Origin of the sequence: Chachezhania antarctica, assembly GCF_003646465.1 — a bacterium.
Classification (GTDB): domain Bacteria; phylum Pseudomonadota; class Alphaproteobacteria; order Rhodobacterales; family Rhodobacteraceae; genus Chachezhania; species Chachezhania antarctica.
This window is the reverse complement of record NZ_QZEX01000003.1, coordinates 37,729-55,132: the sequence shown is the minus strand read 5'-3', so window position 1 is coordinate 55,132 and position 17,404 is coordinate 37,729. Positions and strand designations below refer to the sequence as shown.

The window sequence follows — 17,404 nt, the reverse complement described above, 5'->3', positions numbered from 1 at the left end:
GCCCGTTCTTCCGTGTCCGGGCCTAGTTCAGCGCGAAGGTTTCAAGCTTGTCGGCGTTGCTTTCGTCGATCAGCACGCAATCCATCAGCTGCTTTTCATCAAGCCCGGTCGAACCCTCCTTGAGGTAGGTGTTTGCCTGTTCCACGGCGAGCTGCGCTTGCTGGTAGGCGGGCTGCAGCACGGTGGCCTTGATCCCGCCGGCCTGTATCGAATCCCGCACGTCGTTCGACCCGTCGAAGCCCACGACGATCACGTCGGTCCGGCCCGCGGCTTCCAGCGCGGCCCAGGCACCCATGGCCATGGTGTCGTTGCCCGAGATCACGCCCTTGATCTCCGGGTTGGCCTGCAGCATCGATTCCATCACCGAATAGGCTTCGGTCTGCGACCAGTTGGCGGTCTGCTGGGCCACCATTTCAAGGTCGTACTGGTCGATCACGTCATGGTAGCCTTGGCTGCGGATGCCGGCATTGGTGTCGGATTCCTTGCCCAGAAGCTCGGCGTACTTGCCTTCCTCGCCCATCAGCTCGACGAATTTTTCGGCGCCAAGCTGCGCGCCCTGGTAGTTGTTCGACACGATCTGGCTGACGGCGACGCCGGTTTCGGTGATCTCGCGGTCGATCAGGAAGGACGGGATGCCGGCATCCTTCGCCTTCTGCACCGCCGACACGGAGGCATCGGCCCCGGCATTGTCGAGAATGATCGCGACCACGCCGGCGGCGATGGCACTGTCGAACAGTTCGGATTGTTTGTTCGGATCGTCGTCATGCACCAGCACCATGGTGTCATAGCCCAGCTCTTTCGCCTTCGCGGCGGCGCCGTCGGCTTCGGCCTTGAAGAACGGGTTGTCATGGCTTGGCGTGATGATCGCGATGGTCTGTCCCTGCGCCATTGCAGGCCGCAGGCCGGCAGTGGCGAGGCCCACGACAGCGGTCGAGGACGCAACGAATAGGCGGCGAGTGATCTTCATCTGGTCTTCCTCCCTTGAGTGACGGCGCTTGCATGGCGCTTCCCACCCGGAGAGATTGGGATTAACTGAAAGTGAAAGTCAAGAAAATTTCATTCGAATGCTTTCGAGTGAAGTGGAAGTGCTTTTTCTTCTGTCGGTCTGAATGTTCTTTCTCCGGACACAAAAAACCGGTGAAATACACGGAAAGGCCCCAGTGGTATGGGTGGATTGCCGGGTGCCGTGTATAATCAGCCTTGCAAAAGCGTCGTGAAGGCGATAGCAAACAACATAGTTCGAAAGTAAACGCAAAGGTCCGAAAGCTGACCTTGGTTTCGAGCCTGAGGGAGGAAGACGGTGATCAGAACAGCCAACCGAAAGACGACGCTGGGCGTCATCATAGGCAGCCGCGCATTCTTCAGCCCGGCACCATGCCGGGATGCCCGCGATCAGGTGACCGCGCAGCTGGACCGGTTGGGCGTCGACATCGTCACGCTGCCGTTCGAGGCCACGGCAAACGGCGCGGTCCAGTCCATCGACGATGCGAAACTGTATGCCGATCATTTCAAGGCACACCGGGACGAGATCGACGGCCTTGTCATCTGCCTGCCGAACTTCGGCGACGAGATCGCGGTGATCGAGCTGATCAACCGCACGAAGCTTGACGTGCCGATCCTGCTGCAGGCCAGCAACGACGAGATCGACAAGGTCGACGTGCATTCCCGCCGGGATGCCTTCTGCGGCAAGATCAGCGTGTCGAACAACCTGTGGCAATACGGCGTACCCTTTACCGAAACCACCCAGCACACCTGCGACGTGGACAGCGAAAGCTTCGGTGCCGATCTGGAACGGTTCTCGCGCCTGTGCCGCACGGTGCGCGGGCTGAAGAACGCGCGTGTCGGCGCCATCGGCGCCCGCACCGGCCCGTTCCAGACCATGCGCTATTCGGAAAAGCTGTTGCAGGCGTCCGGCATGACCGTGGTCACCGCCGACCTGTCCGAGCTGATCGCCGCGGCCGAGGCCATCCCCGACGACGATACCGAACTGCACGAAAAGCTGGGCCGCATCCGCGGCTACGGCACGATCCCCGCGCATATCCGCGACGGGCAGGTGCTGAAGCAGGGCAAGTGGACACTGGCCGTCAATCGCTGGATCGACGAGAACGAATGCGATGCCTCGGCCATCCAGTGCTGGCGCTCGCTGCAGGACAATTTCGGCTGCGCCACCTGCCTGACCATGTCGATGATGGGCGAGGACCTGATGCCGTCGGCCTGCGAGGTCGACGTGATGGGCGCGGTGTCGATGTACGCGCTGACGCTGGCCTCGGGCGCGCCGGCCGCCATTCTCGACTGGAACAACAATTACGGCAATGAGGTGGACAAATGCGTCTGCACCCATTGCGGCAACTACCCCAAGAGCTTCCTGGGCGAGACGCCGGAAGTGGGCGAACTGGACGTGCTGGGCGAAGTCATCGGGCGCGAGAAGTGCTTCGGCGCGGTCAAGGGCAAGGTCCAGCCCGGTCCGATGACCTATTTCCGGCTGTCCTCGGACGATCGCAACGGCATGCTCAAGGCCTATGTCGGCGAAGGCGATTTCACCGATGATCCGTTCGGCATGGACGGTGGCATTGCCGTCACCTCGATCCGCGATCTGCGCACGCTCATGCGGTTCGTCACGCGGCACGGGTTCGAACATCACGTCGCCATGGTCCGCGGACATCACGCCGACATCGTGAACGAGGCCGCCACGCGCTACCTGGGCTGGCCGATCTACCACCACAACGGCACGCCTGAGCCCCAGCTCTCCATGCCCAACCGTTTCTGAGGTTCTCCATGACAACCGCCCAGCGGAACGATTCCGACCCGACCGAGCTGATCCGCCAGAAGGCGCTGTGGATGCGCCGCACGGCCCTTAAGATGGTCTACAAGAAGAACCTGGGCCATATCGGCGGCGACTTTTCGGCGACCGACGTGCTGTCGACGCTGTATTTCGGGGTGCTGAACTACGATCCCGACCGCCCCGAATGGGACGCCCGCGACCGGTTCGTGATGTCGAAGGGCCATGCCACCGGCGTGCTTTATTCCGCGCTCTGCGCTGCCGGCTATTTCCCGCAGGACTGGCTGGAAACCTACATGGGGCCCCGCTCGATGCTGAACGGCCACCCCAACCGCAACTACCTGCCGGGTGTGGAAACCAACACCGGGCCGCTGGGCCATGGCTTCCCGGTGGCGCTTGGCATCGCGATCGCCGGGCAGATCACCGGCGCGTCCTACCGCACCTACGTGCTGACGGGCGACGGCGAACAGCAGGAGGGATCGAACTGGGAGGCCGCGATGGTCGCCGGGAACCGCAAGCTGGCGAACCTGACGCTGATCGTCGACCGCAACCGGCTCCAGCAGGGGGCAGGGACCGAGGAGACCAACGGCCTTGATCCGCTGGACGACAAGTACCGCGCCTTCGGCTGGGAGGTCGTCGAGGTCGACGGGCATGACCATGCCGCGCTGCTGGACGTGCTGGGCGCCCCGGTGGGCGCGCGCGACAAGCCGCTTTGCGTGATCGCCAACACCGTGAAGGGCAAGGGCGTGAGCTTCATGGAAGGCCTGGCCAAGTGGCATCACGGCGTGCCGAACGCCGAGGAATACGAACAAGCGATGAAGGAGCTGGTCTGATGGCCGAAGCTGTCCTGCAAGCCCGCGAAACATTCGATTGCCGCAAGGCCTGGGCCGCGACGCTCGAAGATCTGGCCGCGGCCGACACGCGCATCGTTGCCGTCGTGAACGACAGTGTCGGGTCGTCCAACCTTGGCGGTTTCCGCGACAAGTTTCCCGACCGCCTTGTCAACGTCGGCATTGCTGAACAGAACATGGTCGGCGTCGGCGCAGGGCTGGCCAATGGCGGGCGCATCCCCTTCGTGTCTGCCGCCGCCTGCTTCCTGACGGGGCGTGCGCTGGAACAGATCAAGGCCGATGTGGCCTATGCCGGGTTCAACGTGAAACTGGTGGGCCAGTCCCCGGGCATCGCCTATGGCGAGCTGGGCGCGACGCATCATTCCATCGAGGACTACGCCTGGCTGCGCGCGCTTGGCCCGATCACCATCGTGGCCCCCAGCGATGCCTGGGAAACCGCCGAGGCGGTGAAATGGGCCGCCGCGCATGACGGACCGGTCTACCTGCGGATCTCGCGGATGAAGGTGCCGACGCTGGAGATCGAGAACCGCGTCTTCACCCCCGGCAAGGCTGAACGGGTGCGCGATGGCAGCGACGTGACGATCATCGCCAACGGCACGACCGTTCATCTGGCCGACAACGCGGCGGCAGACCTGGCCCGGGCCGGTATCTCGGCGCGGGTGCTGAACATGCACACCATCGCACCGCTGGACGAAGCGGCGGTTGCGCGTGCGGCCGAGGAGACAGGCGCCATCGTCACCGTCGAGGAGGCACTGGTGCGCGGCGGTCTGGGCGGTGCGGTTGCGGAATTCACCTCGGCCACGCGGCCCGTCCCGGTGGAGCGGGTGGGCTTCCCCGGCTTCATGCCGACGGGATCGGTGGACTACCTTTTCGGTGAGTTCGGCCTGTCTGAGGCCGGCATAGCCGAGGCCGCCCGCCGGGCGCTGAACCGCAAGCCGGGCTGAGCCATGCGCGTCCTCACCATCGACCAGGGCACCACCAACACCAAGGCGCTTGTCATCGACGGATCGGGCGCGATCCTTGCGCGGGCATCGCGGTCGACGCAGACCGAGTATCCCCGGCCGGGCTGGTCGCAGCAATCGGCGCACTCCATTTGGGACGCCACGCGCGCCGTGATCGACGAGGCGGCGATGGCCGCGGGCCCCGACAGCATCGACGCCATCGCGATTGCCAATCAACGCGAGACGCTCGTCGTGTGGGATGCGGAGACGTCGGAGCCGGTCACGCCCGCGATCCTCTGGCAATGCCGGCGGACCGCGGAGGACTGCGCCGCCCTGATCGCCGAAGGTCACGGGCCGGTTGTCGAGGCCGCCACCGGCCTTGCCATCAACCCGCTCTTCCCGGCGTCGAAGCTGGCCTGGGTCCTGCGCGAAGTGCCCGAGGCGCGGACATTGCTGGAAGCCGGCCGCCTGCGGGCGGGAACGGTTGATGCATGGCTTCTGTGGAAGCTCACCGATGGCGCCTCTTTCGCGACCGATCATTCCAACGCGTCCCGCACCCAGCTTTTCGATACCGCCGCGCTGGACTGGAGCGCGGATCTGGCCCGGATCTTCGGCGCCGCCGCCGATTGCCTGCCGCAACCCCGCGCTTCCGACAGTCATTTCGGGGACACCGCGTCGGGCGCCACCGCGCTGCCCGCGGGCGTGCCGATCCGGGCGATGATGGGCGACAGCCATGCCGCGCTTTATGGGCATGGCGTGCGCCAGCCCGGAACGGTGAAGGCGACCTACGGCACCGGGTCCTCCCTGATGGTCCTGACGCCCGAACGGCGCCAGTCGCGCCACGGGCTGTCCAGCACCATCGCGTGGAGTGACCGCAACGGCACCGCCCATGCGCTGGAAGGCAACATCACCGTCTCGGCGCAGGCGGCCGGTTTCATGTCGGGCCTGCTGGGCATCACGGACGCGCGTGCGCTGTCAGACCTCGCACAAACGGTGCCGGAGTCGGGCGGTGTGGTCTTCGTTCCGGCCCTGTCGGGGCTGGGTGCGCCGCACTGGAACAACGATGCGACCGGGCTGGTGACGGGCCTGACCGGCGGCAGTACGCCCGCCCACCTAGCCCGCGCGACCTTCGAGGCGATTGCCCTGCAGGTGGCGGATGTCTTCACCGCGATGGAAGCCGATATCGGTGCCCCGGTTTCGGGGCTCCTGGCCGATGGCGGCGCCTCCTCCAACGCGTTCCTGATGCAGTTGCAGGCCGACATCCTGCAATGCGACGTGCGGGCCTCGGTCGTCGAGGAGATCGGCGCCATGGGCGCCGCGCGCATGGCCTTTGCCGCCGCCGGAGCCGCGCTTGAGACCGGGGACGAGACAATCGCGTATTCGTGCGCGGCCGACCCGGCCTTCGCCCGTGATCTTCGCGCCGGATGGCGTGCCGCTGTCGCGCGCTGCATGCAGTGATCGCCCGCCGCTGAAATCCCCGGCGCCGCGGGCCTCTGGCAGACAAGCCCGTTGCTCTCCTCTCGATCACCCGTGGACGAAACGCCGCCCGCGCGGGCACCGGACGGTCAGACGACCTGAACGGGCGCGGTCTGGTTCAATGGGCGGCCGGGGCGGTTGCCGGTGGGCTTGCCGAAGGCAAAGACCTCGCGCCCGTTGACGAAGACGCGGTCGATGCCGTGGGCGGGCTGGATCGGGTTTTCGAAGGTCGCGCCTTCGGCGATGGTCGCGGGATCGAAGATCACGAGATCGGCAAAGCCGCCCACCGCGATCCGGCCGCGTCCGCCAAGGCCGAACCGGTCGGCAGGCATGGATGTCATGCGGCGCACGGCCTCTTCCAGCGTGAAGAGGTTCACATCGCGGACATAACGGCCCAGCACGCGCGGGAAGGTGCCCCAGACGCGGGGATGCGGATGGCTGCCCGATGGCATCCCGTCGGAACAGATCATCGTGTGCTCGTAGGCCATGATCCGCTGCACGTCCTCCTCTGCCATGATGAAGAAGATGCCGGTGGCGGGCAGCAGCCGTTCGATGGCGCCCTCCAGATCGGTGTTCCAGTCCCGCGCGACATCGGCCAGATCGCGGCCGGCCAGTTCGGGATGCGGCGCGCTTTCGGCGATGATCACGCGTTCCGCCTGCCGGTGGCGGCCGGAGTTCAGGATGGTCGAGGACGCGACCCAGGGCGTGGTATCAAGGCCGACGTTCCGCAGCTTCATTTCCGCGTCGATCATCGGGAGCGTGGTTTCCGACAGCCCGTGATTGGCCAGGCCCGCGCATTTGTGGTGCGAAACATGCACCCCGCAGCAGCTTTCGCGGCCCACGGTGAAGGTCTCCTCAAGCGCTTCGATCACCCGGTCGCCTTCGTCGCGCATGTGGGTGACATACAGCTTGCCGTGCTTGTGGGCGGTGCGGCCCAGTTCGATCAGCTCCTCCGTCGTCGAGGCGCGGGACGGCGGGTAGAACGGGCCGGTGGATACGCCGATGGCGCCTTCCGTCAGCGACTCGTCCAGCAGGCGGCACATCTCGGTCAGCTCGGCTGCGGTCGCGGCTTGCTCCAGGTCGTCCATCGCGTTGGCGCGCAGGGTGGACTGGCCGATCAGGCAGGCGGCGTTTACCGCCGGGGCCTCGTCCGCGATCCGCTTGTGGTAGGCGGCGTAGGTGGGGAAGTTCAGCGCGGGGTCCGACGCGATCATCCGCAGCTGGATGGGCAGGTTTTCCGGCCGCGTGACCGGCGCGATGGAGAAGCCGCAATTGCCGTTGATCACGGTGGTCACGCCCTGGTTGGTCATGAATTCCATGTCGGGATGCGTGAACAGGGCCGCATCGTGGTGGACATGCGGGTCGATGAAACCGGGGGCCACGACGCGGCCCTTGGCCTCGATCTCCCGCCCGGCGGTCCAGTGGGTCAGGTCCCCCGTCGCCACGATCCGGTCGTCGCTGACGGCCACGTCGCCCTTGCGGCGGGGCGCGCCGGTGCCGTCAATGATGTCGGCGCCGCGGATGATGAAATCAGCGTGCATGGGGATCTCCTGACAAGGATTGTTTTTCAGTTTGCGCCGGATTCGTCCGCCGACGGCACGGCATCGCCGCACCAGCGCGCCACGAGGTGAAGCAGCACGAAGACGATCATCAGCGGCACCGCCACGGCGACCCACAGGGTCGAGAACGGCAGCGCCTCGGCCATGGTGCGGCTGTGACGCAGAAGGAAGCCGCGGGCGGGGTTCATGCCCGGGCCGTAGAAGACGTAGAACAGGATCGGCAGCAGGTAGGTCAGCACGACGATGGATTTCATCGCCTCGGCCGCCACGCCGATCAGGCCCCTTGTGTTGTTGGCCCCGTTGAACAGCGCCGGATCGAACCGGCGCTTGAAGCTCATCGAGGCGCCGATCAGCCCGGCCCAGATCATGGCGTAGCGCGCCAGTTCTTCCGTCCACGATGGCGGCTGCTGGAAGATATAGCGCGCCACCACCTGAAGCATGACGGCCCCCACCAGTACCACGATGGCTGCGCCGGCCACGACCGTGGCCACGCGGTCGAGCCCGTTGGACAGGCCGATCATCATGTTTGCCGTGCGTTTCATGGGGACCGTTCCTTGGTTCCGGTTACTTGGTGGCGGCTTACTTGGACACGGCCGCGCGCGCGTCGGTCCAGGCTTTCAGCTGCTCGGGCGTCAGGGTCTTGGCCCAGACGTCCTTGGACAGCTCGCCCATCTTCTCGCGCTCGCCCGGGGCCATTTCGGTGATCGTCACGCCCAGGCCTTCATGCTTTTCGCGCACCGCCGGCAGCCAGTCGGCCACCCATGCGCGGTTGGCGGCGATGCCTGCCGCGACGGCCTCGTCGATCTGGGCCTTCTCGTCATCGGACAGTGACGCGTACCAGTCTTCCGACATCAGCACGATCCGGGTCGAGGGCGAGATACCGGCGGGGGTGTAGTACTTCAGGAAGTCGGTATGCCCCGTCCGGATGGCGGAGTTCGGCGCGTTGAAATACCCGTCGGCCACGCCGGTCTGGATCGCGTTGGCGACCTCGGCCCAGGCGACGATGGTGCCGGTGGCGCCCAGCGTCTGGATGAAGTCCAGCTGTTCGGCGTTCAGCGCCCGGAACCGCAGGTCCTGCATGTCTTCGACCGTGGCGATCGGCTTCTTCGCGTTGTGAATGCCGATCGAACCGCCGATGAAGTTGAAGCCCACCAGCCGCACGCCGTTTTCGACCAGCGGGGCGTTCATTTCTTCAAGGATATCGCTGTTGACGACTATATCGTCGAACTGTTCGGTCGAGGAGAAGAAGAACGGCAGCGCCACGCCCTTGACCATCGGCGACATGCCGTAGCTGGTCGATGCGGTGGCAAGGTTGACCTCGACCAGCCCCTGGGCGACCTGGTCGAACCGTTCCTTTTCCGATCCCAGCGTGCCCGACGGGAAGATCGTCACCTCGAAATCGGTGCCTTCCAGCGCGTCGGCAAAGCCATGGGCGAAGGCGGCTTCGGCATTGGCGTTCGGATCGTCGACGCCGTTCATGGCGATCTTGACTTCCGAGGCCTGCGCAGCCGCGGCGGTGATCAGCGCCAGCGCGGTGGCGGTCAGGGTGCGGGACATGAAATTCATGGCATTCTCCACTGTTGGGTCTTTAATTGGCCAGCCCCAGAAGGCGTGGCAGGGCGAGGGTGAGATCGGGGAAGAAGGTCAGCACGATCAGCAGGGCGACTTCGGCAATGAAGAAGGGGAAGGTCGCGCCGACGAGCTTCCAGTAGTCCATCTTTACCGTTGTCGCGAGGATCAGCAGCACGCCGCCCAGCGGGGGCGACAGCAGGCCGATGGTGATGTTGAAGCAGATGACAATGCCCAGGTGCACCGGGTCGATCCCCATCGCCAGTGCGACCGGCACGAAGATCGGGGCAAACAGGGCGACGGCGGCCTTCACGTCCATCACCATCCCCGCGATCAGGAAGATCACGTTGATCAGCATCAGGTATTGCAGCGGGCCAAGCCCCCAGCTTTCGATCACGGCCATGATCGCCTGCGGCCATTGCAGCAGCGCGGCAAGGTAGCTGAAGGTCGAAATCGCGCAGAGGATGATGAACAGCGCCCCCAGCATCACGCAGGTGCGTTGCAGGCTCAGCCCGATGTCGCGGAAGCTGAGCTGCCGGTAGGCGACGCCGATTACCAGCGCCGCGACCACGGCCATCGCCGCGGCCTCGGCCGGGGTCATGAAGCCGAACAGCGTGCCGCCAAGGATGATCACCGGCAGCGACATGGCCGGAAGCGCCTTCAGCAGCGACGGGAAGAAGGCCGGAACCTCGGCATCGCGGCCGCCCGGATGATCGTCGCGGTGGGCGTAGTATGTGTTCATCGCCATCAGGAGCGCCGCGATCAGCAGCCCCGGCACGATACCGGCGGCGAACAGCGCGGTGATGTTCGTCTCCATCAGCGCGCCGTAGAAGATCAGGATCGACGAGGGCGGGATGATCGGCCCGATGATCGACGACGCACCGGTGATCGCGGCCGCGTATTCCAGCGAATAGCCGCGACGCCGCATTTCCGGCACCAGCGAATTGCCAAGTGCCGCGGCATCGGACACGGCCGAGCCCGAGACACCGGCGAAGAACACCGACGTGGCCACGTTCACATGCCCCAGCCCGCCCTTCAGACGGCCAAGAAAGGACATGGTGAAATCGATCAGCGCCGTGGCCAGCCCGCCCCGGTTCATCAGGTCGCCCGCGAAGATGAACAGCGGCATCGCAAGGAACGCGAAACTGTCCAGCTGGCTGAACAGCCGCTGCGGCAGCACCGCCATGAACGTGTCCCGTCCGGCGGCGATGAAGGTCAGGATCGCGGCCGCGCCGATCACGTAGGCGATGGCCGACCCGGCCAGCAGGCCCAGAATCGTGAAACCGAGGATGAATGGCGCTGGCATTAACGGGGGGCGTCCCTTTGGCTGTCACATTCAGGACATACTGGTCAGGGGCAGGGGATGAGGAAATAGCAAATTATTTGCCAACCCATAGTGTTCTTCTATGCTTGGGCCACTGTCCCGCCCGAGGTTCCCGAGGTTCCCCATGCGCCCGATCACGCTTCAGCGTCTGCAGGTCTTCTGCGCCGTATACGATCACGATTCCATTTCCGGCGCCGCGCGGCATCTGCGGCTGACCCAGCCCACCGTCTCGCGCCATCTGCGGGATTTCGAGGCCGCGCTCGGCCTGTCGCTCTTCGTGCTCGACAAGGGCCGTGTCATGCCCACCGCCGAAGCCGAGGTGATCCGCGGCGAATGCCGGTTCCTGTTCGAAGGCATGACCCGGCTGGAAAACCGCATCGATGCCCTGCAGAAGGGCGTGGGGCAGACGCTTTCGGTGATGACGATCAACATGCTGTCGATCCACTTCGTGCCCGAAGCGGTGCGCCATCTGCTGTCACAGCTGCCGGAACTGAACGTGGTGCTGGATGTGGGCACGCTGGCGCAGCAGCTTCACGCGCTCAGGGCCGGGCAGGTGGATGTCTGCATCGTCGCCGGGAAGGTGCAGGTCGAGGATGTCGAGCTGGAGCGCATCGGCCAGGGGCGGTTGCAATTGCTGACGCCCCCCGACGGCCCGCTGGCTGGGGATGGGCCGCTCCCGATGAGCGAACTGGATACCGAGGCACTCCTTGGGTCCACGTTGCGCGGGCCCGTGGGCAAGGTGCTGGCCGATGCGCTGGCCGGGAAGGAGATCGCGTTCCAGCCGCAGATCACCGTCAAGTCGCTCAGCATGGTGCCACCCCTGGCGCAGACGATGGGCGTGGCCTCCATCGCGGACGAGTTCACCGCCTACTTCCAGAACAACACCGGGTTCCAGTTGCGCGATCTGGACCTTGTCTTCGACATCTACGCCATGTCGGTCGGCCCGGTCAGCCATCGTTCGGCCGCGCGGCTGCTGATCGACCGGTTGGGCCTGCTTCTGGCCGACTGGACGGACGGGCACCGCCCGCCGCGGGGACGCGTGACCTGACGGGGCAATGGATCGCTACGCACAACGGCAGAGGCCGGGACGGCGCGCCTAGTAGGGCGCGAAATCGAAGTGCAGCACAAGATCGTTGAAATCCCGGTCACCGCCGCCGTAGAGATCCTCGAACCCCCACATGTTGTGCCCGTAGTTCCACAGGTGTTCGACATTGTCGCCGTCGACACTCTCGTTCGCCTTGCTGAAGCCGTAGAACATGTGATCTTCGGATTGCAGCCGCATCGCGATGATATCCCCCGCATCGGCATTGGCGAATTCGGTTTCGGACCGCGTGCCGAAGCCACCGCCGTCCACCCACTTCTCTCCGGCCCGGGTCAGGTAGACGCGGCCTTCCACGGCCTCTGCATAGCCCTCCTCGCCGGGGGCGATGCCATTGATGCGCCCAAGGAAATCATCGACCTCGTAAAGCTGGAGGGACATGTCGTGCGTCCCGGCCTGCCGCATGGTCACGACGAAGTTCTGATTGTCCTGCCCGCCGATGGTTTCGGCCACCGCGACCGGCCTTGCCACGCGGGTGTTCGCGTTCACCTCTTCGCCGAAGAAATCCACGAAGCCGAAGTCCTTCGTCAGGTCCGCCTGGGAGGCATCGGACGGGGTATCCCAGAATTCGATCTCGACAGTGCTGCCTTCGTCGATGTCCGCGTCGAACAGGTTTGCCTGCGCGCTGCCGTCGAACATCGCGATCAGATCGGCCGAGAAATCCTCGTCCAGCGTCTTGCCGGCGATACGCGGCGTCCATGCGAACTGGTCGGTCGTGGCGCTGGATAGGTCATCGGCGAGCCCGTCAACCGACACCTCCATGTCGACGTCCAGCTCGGAGTTGACCTGGAACATGAGCGTCCCCGTGGCCCCGGCCGTCCACCCCGTCTGCTCTTCGACCAGAACCGAAGGCACGTCGGAATACATCTGGGAATGGGCGATGGCCAGCATCGTGGACGCCAGCACCGAACCGTCCGGCGTGCCGAGGCCGGTCGTCAGGTCGTAGCCCAACGTTGCCGAATAGCCGAGCCCGGTCGCGTCGATCTCTACCGTGAACCCGTCGTCGTTGGTGGTCGCGTATTCGTCACCCGGCGCAGCCGTCGATGTATTGTGGCCAAAAAGCACGTCGTTGAACGATGCCGGGGTCAGTACCGATGCCTGATACAGCAGATCATGTGCATAGCCCGGCCGCGGCAGCCCCTGTGCGTCGAAGAGAATGGCGAGCTGCTGGAACAGCGCGGCCCAGAGAGGGGAGGCGGCACTTGTCCCGCCGACACCCCCGGTCCCGATCATGTCCGGGAGCGGAACGGTGTAATAGGTGTTGCCGCCCGCGGCCGCCGCAACGTCGGGCACGCCCCGACCGACATTGCCGTACGGTCCGGCCTCGGTCGGGTTCAGCCCGTACCGTGTCTGGAACGTCGGCACCTCGATACGGGTATCGACACCGCCGGTCGTCGTCTTGTTCGAAAGGAATTCGATCGAGCCGTCGCTTTCCAGGACGTATTCGTTCCAGACCGTTTCGATCAGCAGCCCGTCATCGTCCATATCGGCGGGAACGTCTTTCAGGCTGCCTTGCATCAACTGCCAGATCAGCGACTTCTCCCCGTCGAGAGCGGCCTCGACAATGGCGTCAAGAGTGTTGTCGAGCTCGGCAATGGGGCGATTGGAGGCCGAGGTCCCGCCGACTGTCAGGACGTACTGGCTTGTCGCGTCGTAGTTCACATTGGGCAGGCCGGTCAGAATGCCGTTGCCCGATCCGCGGTCGCCGGATGCCTGAAGATACGTGCGGTTGGCAAGAGCGGCATCGACGTACAGCTGTTCGTCGGCGTTGTAGAACGGGGAATCGTAGGACGTGCGAAGACCCGAGCCGAACGAGGAGGACAGAACGGCCGGATCGTTGACATGATCGTGGATGGCAAGCTGATAGGTCGCCGCGAGCGCCGAATGATTGGCCGAGCTGTAAAGCCCGACCTTCCCGTACGGATTGACGGCAGCAACGACACCGACATCCAGCGATCGTTCACCCGCGCTGTCCTCGTCGTAGATCAGACCGGCCGGCGCAACGGCATAGGTGGAGAATTCGTCATCCGGGAGCCCGGCACCCCGGAGGTACGCGCTCAGCGCTTCGTCGAAGGTCAGCTTGCTGTTGTCGGGCAACAGGTTGACAAGCCCGGGCTCCATCAGGCCCACGACCGTGGATACCGAACTGTTGTTGGACAGAGGAAAGTTGTAGACGTCGGCAAAGTCCTGCGGTTTCAGGCTAGGCCGTTCGAGACTGTAGTTTCCGAGGCTCTGAGGCCCGGGCTCCAGTACCACGTTGCCATCATCCAGCGTCTGTGTCGCGGATTCCAGATCCGGTTCTATGAACAGACCTTCCAGCGTCAGCCCGTTCGGTGTCAGGATGCCGTTCCAGAACGTGTTTTCCTCGGACTCCGGATCTTTCTGTTCGACGTACAATTCCGCGCCCAGCAGCGCCTGGAACGCGGCGGGATCAAGCTCGGCCCAGATGGTCCGGGAGTCCGCGGATGTCGCGTAGCCGTCGGCGGGCTCCATGATCGTGCCTCCGGCGCTTTCGATCGCGGTCCTCGCATCTTCGTAGACGGTGGCCTCGGCGCCATAGGTTTCCCAGAGCGTTCCGTCCTCGACCAGCTTCGCCAGCGCGGCCTGGCGTTCCGCCCAGTTGCCTTCCAGCAGATCCGCAGGATTATTGGCGCGCGGCAGAACGAAGCCCACGACCATCGTCTGATCAGTCGCGGCGCGCACCTGATCCGGGTCCATGTCGTAGGCGTCCTCGACCGTGGTCGAGGCAGAGTAATCGTAGGAATTCCAACTCGTCAGATCGAGATACGTGGAACGGGACCAGTCTGTCATCTTTGCCTCCGGCACGACGCCAAGTTTCGAGAACACCTGTTAACAAGTTCACGCTAGCTTGGAACTTTGGAGATTCGAATATCATTTCTTCACGTCGACACGCATTTCGAGCGATCCTTGGAAACGGTGCAACAGTGCGCTGTTCCGGCCCTGATCCAACGTCACCTGTATATTGACGCGCCCGGACGAGGGGCCGGATACCGTTGCGGGCCGACAAGTTTCCACTTGTCGCCGCGGGGCCTTCCGACGAAAGTCTGCGCGACCCCCGGCCCGGCACCGCGGCCAGCGCACCTGCCCGGCTGACGCTGCGTGGTGCCGACCGGGTCAGGACGAGTGCAATACGGTACGAAAAGCATCATGCTCCCCCGCCCCATCGCCTACGACCTGACCGAGATCTTCACCCAGTCCTCGGGCCGCGACCGATATTATGGCGTGGCGCGCGTGGTTTCCGAGATCGGGCTGGACCTGTTCCGCTGCCGGGATGACGTGGTCTTCGTGCTTTTCTCGCCCGGTCATCAGAGTTTCTTCGAACTGAAGCCGTTCCACGATCCGTCGCAGCCCAGCGGGATCGACCTGAACGTGCCCTTCGGGGTGAAGCCGCTGAAGTTTCGCAACATCTATCCGAAAGGCCGCAACCTGCTCAGGGACATCCTGTCCCCGCTGGCCGGCGCGATTGTCCGCCACAGGAACCGGCGAACCTGGAAACTGGAGAAGATCTCGCTTCGGGAGATTTCGCTCGACGGCTACGATTTTGTCTCGGCCGGGCGACCGAAGATCGTGATCGACATGGTCCAGGCCATTCGCAAGAACAACTGGGATACGAAGATTGCCGTTCTGCTGCATGATTTTTTCCCGTTCCACGAAGTCGACGAACGGTTCGGCCAGCGGTTTGCCAGAAGCTTCCTGCACGACAACATCTTCCTGATCGAACGGGCCGACCTGATCCTGACCAATTCGGAATTCACGGCCCGGGATCTGGAACATTTCGTCGAGGCGGGGACCCTGCCCAGGCCGAAACGGATCGCCGCCATCCCGCTGGCGCATGACTGCGCGCCCAGCACCGAACGCCCCCTGCTGCTGGTGCCCGAGGAGCCCTATTTTCTTTGCGTCGGCTCCATGCTGGGCCGCAAGAACCTCGACGTCGTGCTCGACGCCATGGTCCGCCTGCACGAGGAGGGCCGCACCGTGCCGCTTTTGATGCTGGCCGGGCGTCGGCATGGGCATGTGCTGAAACATCTGCAGGATCCCCGGTTCCGGAACATCCTGCACCGGATCGAACATATCGAGCATCCGAACCAGACCGACCTGGCCCGGCTCTATCGCAACGCGCTTGCGCTGATCATCCCGACGCGGATGGAAGGGTGGGGCCTGCCTGCGGGCGAGGCGCTTGCAGCCGGGTGTCCGGTGGTGGCGGCCGATGCCGGGGCGCTCAGGGAATGTTGCGGCGATCTCGCGCTCTATTTCGACCCGGACGACGACATGGAGCTGGCAAGGCTGATGGAGAGGCTCCACGACGCGCCTTCCTTCCGCGCGGACATCGTGGACAGGATCGCCGCGGCGCAAGGCAGCCTGCGCAGCTGGACGGACGTGAAGAACGACATCCTTCAGGCGATACGGGCGCTCGACGGGCGTGCGCCCTTGCAGGGGGACCAACCGGATCGGTGAAGGGACCCTTGGCCCGTTGGACGTCACCGCCTGACCCGCCAATCGTCGAGCCTGCCGAACATGATCCCGGTCAGTGCCGGGCGATGCGTTGCGCTGCAATCTCACCAGAGGGGCGGTTTTGACGCTTGCGTATCTGACCGTGTCGCCACGTGCCACCATCGGCGTCAGTCATGGCGGGGATTTCGCGGACAGCTTCGACGAACAGGGCCTTTCGGGCCGGTCTGCGCTGCGGTTCCGACCGTCTCCGCTCGGCGGAGTTTCCTACGGACCGCCTTTCGCCGGTGCAGGAGATGCCGGGTGGGCCGTTTCTGCCCGCAACACCCGGCCGGACGACATTCAGCGCAGGATCAGCGCCGCATGGCGGGCCGGGTCGCCCCATGCGCCCATCCGGTACAGGGTTTCACCCCGGATCGGGATGCAATCGACATCGGCCAGTGTCTCGCGATCCCGGGGTTCCAGCCATGGATCGTTGACCAGGAAAAGCCCGTCCTTCGCCGCGTGGACAAGAACCCAGTGCGGGGCGTGATGATCGTGGGTCAGGATCTGGTCGATCAGAAGGATCACCATGGCACCACCTTCCACCGCCGCACTCAGGGCGGGCAGGCCAAGGCGGTCGCGGGTCACGGGCAGGCCCTTTTCGGCCACGCTCTCCTTGAACGCGTTCTGCACGAAGGTGACCAGTTCGCGCTTCTCCTCGGACTGGACGCGGTCGAGCAGGATCGGGCCGGGCGCGTCGAAGAACAGTTCGGCCCTGAGCCCGCGTTTCTCGGCCGCGAGCAGCATGCCGTAGGGATCGCAGCCGCCGGGACCGTTGAGGCTGACCACCGACGTCGCCTCGCGCCAGAGCGCGATCTCGTCGTGGCGCGTCACTTCTGGCCCCATGGCCGACAGAAGCGAAACGGGGCCGCAGGTGAAGCCGGTGGACTGGTTGTACCGGCCCACGGGGTGGACCAGCGGGATCGGATCGCCCAGCCAGCGCTGCGCATAGCCGCGGCCGGTATCTTCAAGCCCCAGCGCCGCGATGGCCTGCGCCTGGTCCGGCGTCGCGCGCAGCAGTGCGGCGGACCGGGCCGACGCGTCGGCCAGGATACCGTCGGCCAGCGCGGGGGACAGTTCGGCAGGGGCGGACCAGCCGACGATCTGGATCACCTCGGCCGTGCGGCGCTGGCGCAGGACGGCCCAGGCAAGGGGCCCGCCGGTCCCGTCCTCGATCCCGATGGCCGAAATCCGGGCCTGATCGGGAAGCTGCGGTTGCGCCGCGCCTTCGGGAAGCCGGTCGAGCGGCAGAGGGGCGGCGGTGTGGATGATGGTGTCGGACATGGAAGTCTCC

At 65.0% G+C, this 17,404-nt stretch carries 13 protein-coding genes; 6 read left to right on the top strand and 7 right to left on the bottom strand.

What is annotated here, in order from left to right:
• Positions 1-22: 22 nt before the first annotated feature.
• Positions 23-967 (bottom strand): D-ribose ABC transporter substrate-binding protein, encoded by a 945-nt coding sequence (locus D4754_RS07415; protein ID WP_121062365.1) that lies wholly within the window; start codon positions 965-967, stop codon positions 23-25.
• 333 nt (positions 968-1,300) lie between these two features.
• Here D4754_RS07415 and D4754_RS07410 point away from each other — a divergent pair, with 333 nt between their 5' ends.
• The 4 genes from D4754_RS07410 to D4754_RS07395 are packed head-to-tail and all read left to right on the top strand — an operon-like array spanning position 1,301 to position 6,029.
• A complete protein-coding gene (locus tag D4754_RS07410) occupies positions 1,301-2,767 on the top strand; it encodes an L-fucose/L-arabinose isomerase family protein (protein WP_205589590.1) in 1,467 nt (488 codons plus the stop codon).
• Between the two features lie 8 nt (positions 2,768-2,775).
• Positions 2,776-3,612, top strand: coding sequence for a transketolase (locus D4754_RS07405; protein WP_121062364.1), 837 nt, complete (start codon positions 2,776-2,778; stop codon positions 3,610-3,612).
• Complete coding sequence (locus tag D4754_RS07400) at positions 3,612-4,574, top strand: transketolase family protein (protein ID WP_121062362.1); 963 nt, start codon at positions 3,612-3,614, stop codon at positions 4,572-4,574. Before D4754_RS07405 ends, D4754_RS07400 begins: the two co-directional genes overlap by 1 nt.
• 3 nt (positions 4,575-4,577) lie before the next feature.
• Positions 4,578-6,029, top strand: coding sequence for an FGGY-family carbohydrate kinase (locus D4754_RS07395; protein ID WP_121062359.1), 1,452 nt, complete (start codon positions 4,578-4,580; stop codon positions 6,027-6,029).
• A 107-nt stretch (positions 6,030-6,136) separates the two neighbouring features.
• On the opposite strand, the gene D4754_RS07390 is transcribed toward D4754_RS07395, so the two are convergent.
• Genes D4754_RS07390 through D4754_RS07375 form a run of 4 tightly spaced genes read right to left on the bottom strand, consistent with a single transcriptional unit; the run spans position 6,137 to position 10,481 of the window.
• A complete protein-coding gene (locus tag D4754_RS07390; protein WP_121062358.1) occupies positions 6,137-7,588 on the bottom strand; it encodes an N-acyl-D-amino-acid deacylase family protein in 1,452 nt (483 codons plus the stop codon).
• Positions 7,589-7,614: 26 nt separating this feature from the next.
• Positions 7,615-8,148, bottom strand: a complete 534-nt coding sequence (locus tag D4754_RS07385) for a TRAP transporter small permease (RefSeq protein WP_121062355.1) — start codon at positions 8,146-8,148, stop codon at positions 7,615-7,617.
• Positions 8,149-8,185: 37 nt separating this feature from the next.
• Positions 8,186-9,172, bottom strand: coding sequence for a TRAP transporter substrate-binding protein (locus tag D4754_RS07380; protein WP_121062354.1), 987 nt, complete (start codon positions 9,170-9,172; stop codon positions 8,186-8,188).
• A gap of 22 nt (positions 9,173-9,194) precedes the next feature.
• Positions 9,195-10,481: a TRAP transporter large permease gene (locus tag D4754_RS07375; RefSeq protein WP_121062352.1), complete on the bottom strand. Its 1,287-nt coding sequence runs from the start codon at positions 10,479-10,481 to the stop codon at positions 9,195-9,197.
• Between the two features lie 142 nt (positions 10,482-10,623).
• Between D4754_RS07375 and D4754_RS07370 the strand changes: the two genes are divergently transcribed.
• The gene (locus D4754_RS07370; protein WP_163025825.1) at positions 10,624-11,547 is read left to right on the top strand and encodes a LysR family transcriptional regulator; all 924 of its coding nucleotides are present in this window, start codon (positions 10,624-10,626) and stop codon (positions 11,545-11,547) included.
• A gap of 48 nt (positions 11,548-11,595) precedes the next feature.
• On the opposite strand, the gene D4754_RS07365 is transcribed toward D4754_RS07370, so the two are convergent.
• Positions 11,596-14,409 (bottom strand): DUF4114 domain-containing protein, encoded by a 2,814-nt coding sequence (locus D4754_RS07365; RefSeq protein ID WP_121062348.1) that lies wholly within the window; start codon positions 14,407-14,409, stop codon positions 11,596-11,598.
• A 357-nt stretch (positions 14,410-14,766) separates the two neighbouring features.
• Between D4754_RS07365 and D4754_RS07360 the strand changes: the two genes are divergently transcribed.
• Positions 14,767-16,074, top strand: coding sequence for a glycosyltransferase family 4 protein (locus D4754_RS07360; RefSeq protein ID WP_121062346.1), 1,308 nt, complete (start codon positions 14,767-14,769; stop codon positions 16,072-16,074).
• Between the two features lie 336 nt (positions 16,075-16,410).
• On the opposite strand, the gene D4754_RS07355 is transcribed toward D4754_RS07360, so the two are convergent.
• A complete protein-coding gene (locus tag D4754_RS07355) occupies positions 16,411-17,394 on the bottom strand; it encodes a peptidase C39 family protein (protein WP_163025824.1) in 984 nt (327 codons plus the stop codon).
• Between the last annotated feature and the right edge of the window lie 10 nt (positions 17,395-17,404).

What these genes read in the sequence shown, in the direction of transcription:
- D4754_RS07355 (WP_163025824.1), bottom strand. Translation starts at nt 17,394, where the DNA reads ATGTCCGACACCATCATCCACACCGCCGCCCCTCTGCCGCTCGACCGG.
- D4754_RS07390 (WP_121062358.1), bottom strand. Translation starts at nt 7,588, where the DNA reads ATGCACGCTGATTTCATCATCCGCGGCGCCGACATCATTGACGGCACC.
- D4754_RS07365 (WP_121062348.1), bottom strand. Translation starts at nt 14,409, where the DNA reads ATGACAGACTGGTCCCGTTCCACGTATCTCGATCTGACGAGTTGGAAT.
- D4754_RS07370 (WP_163025825.1), top strand. Translation starts at nt 10,624, where the DNA reads ATGCGCCCGATCACGCTTCAGCGTCTGCAGGTCTTCTGCGCCGTATAC.
- D4754_RS07360 (WP_121062346.1), top strand. Translation starts at nt 14,767, where the DNA reads ATGCTCCCCCGCCCCATCGCCTACGACCTGACCGAGATCTTCACCCAG.
- D4754_RS07400 (WP_121062362.1), top strand. Translation starts at nt 3,612, where the DNA reads ATGGCCGAAGCTGTCCTGCAAGCCCGCGAAACATTCGATTGCCGCAAG.
- D4754_RS07395 (WP_121062359.1), top strand. Translation starts at nt 4,578, where the DNA reads ATGCGCGTCCTCACCATCGACCAGGGCACCACCAACACCAAGGCGCTT.
- D4754_RS07385 (WP_121062355.1), bottom strand. Translation starts at nt 8,148, where the DNA reads ATGAAACGCACGGCAAACATGATGATCGGCCTGTCCAACGGGCTCGAC.
- D4754_RS07380 (WP_121062354.1), bottom strand. Translation starts at nt 9,172, where the DNA reads ATGAATTTCATGTCCCGCACCCTGACCGCCACCGCGCTGGCGCTGATC.
- D4754_RS07375 (WP_121062352.1), bottom strand. Translation starts at nt 10,481, where the DNA reads ATGCCAGCGCCATTCATCCTCGGTTTCACGATTCTGGGCCTGCTGGCC.
- D4754_RS07405 (WP_121062364.1), top strand. Translation starts at nt 2,776, where the DNA reads ATGACAACCGCCCAGCGGAACGATTCCGACCCGACCGAGCTGATCCGC.
- D4754_RS07415 (WP_121062365.1), bottom strand. Translation starts at nt 967, where the DNA reads ATGAAGATCACTCGCCGCCTATTCGTTGCGTCCTCGACCGCTGTCGTG.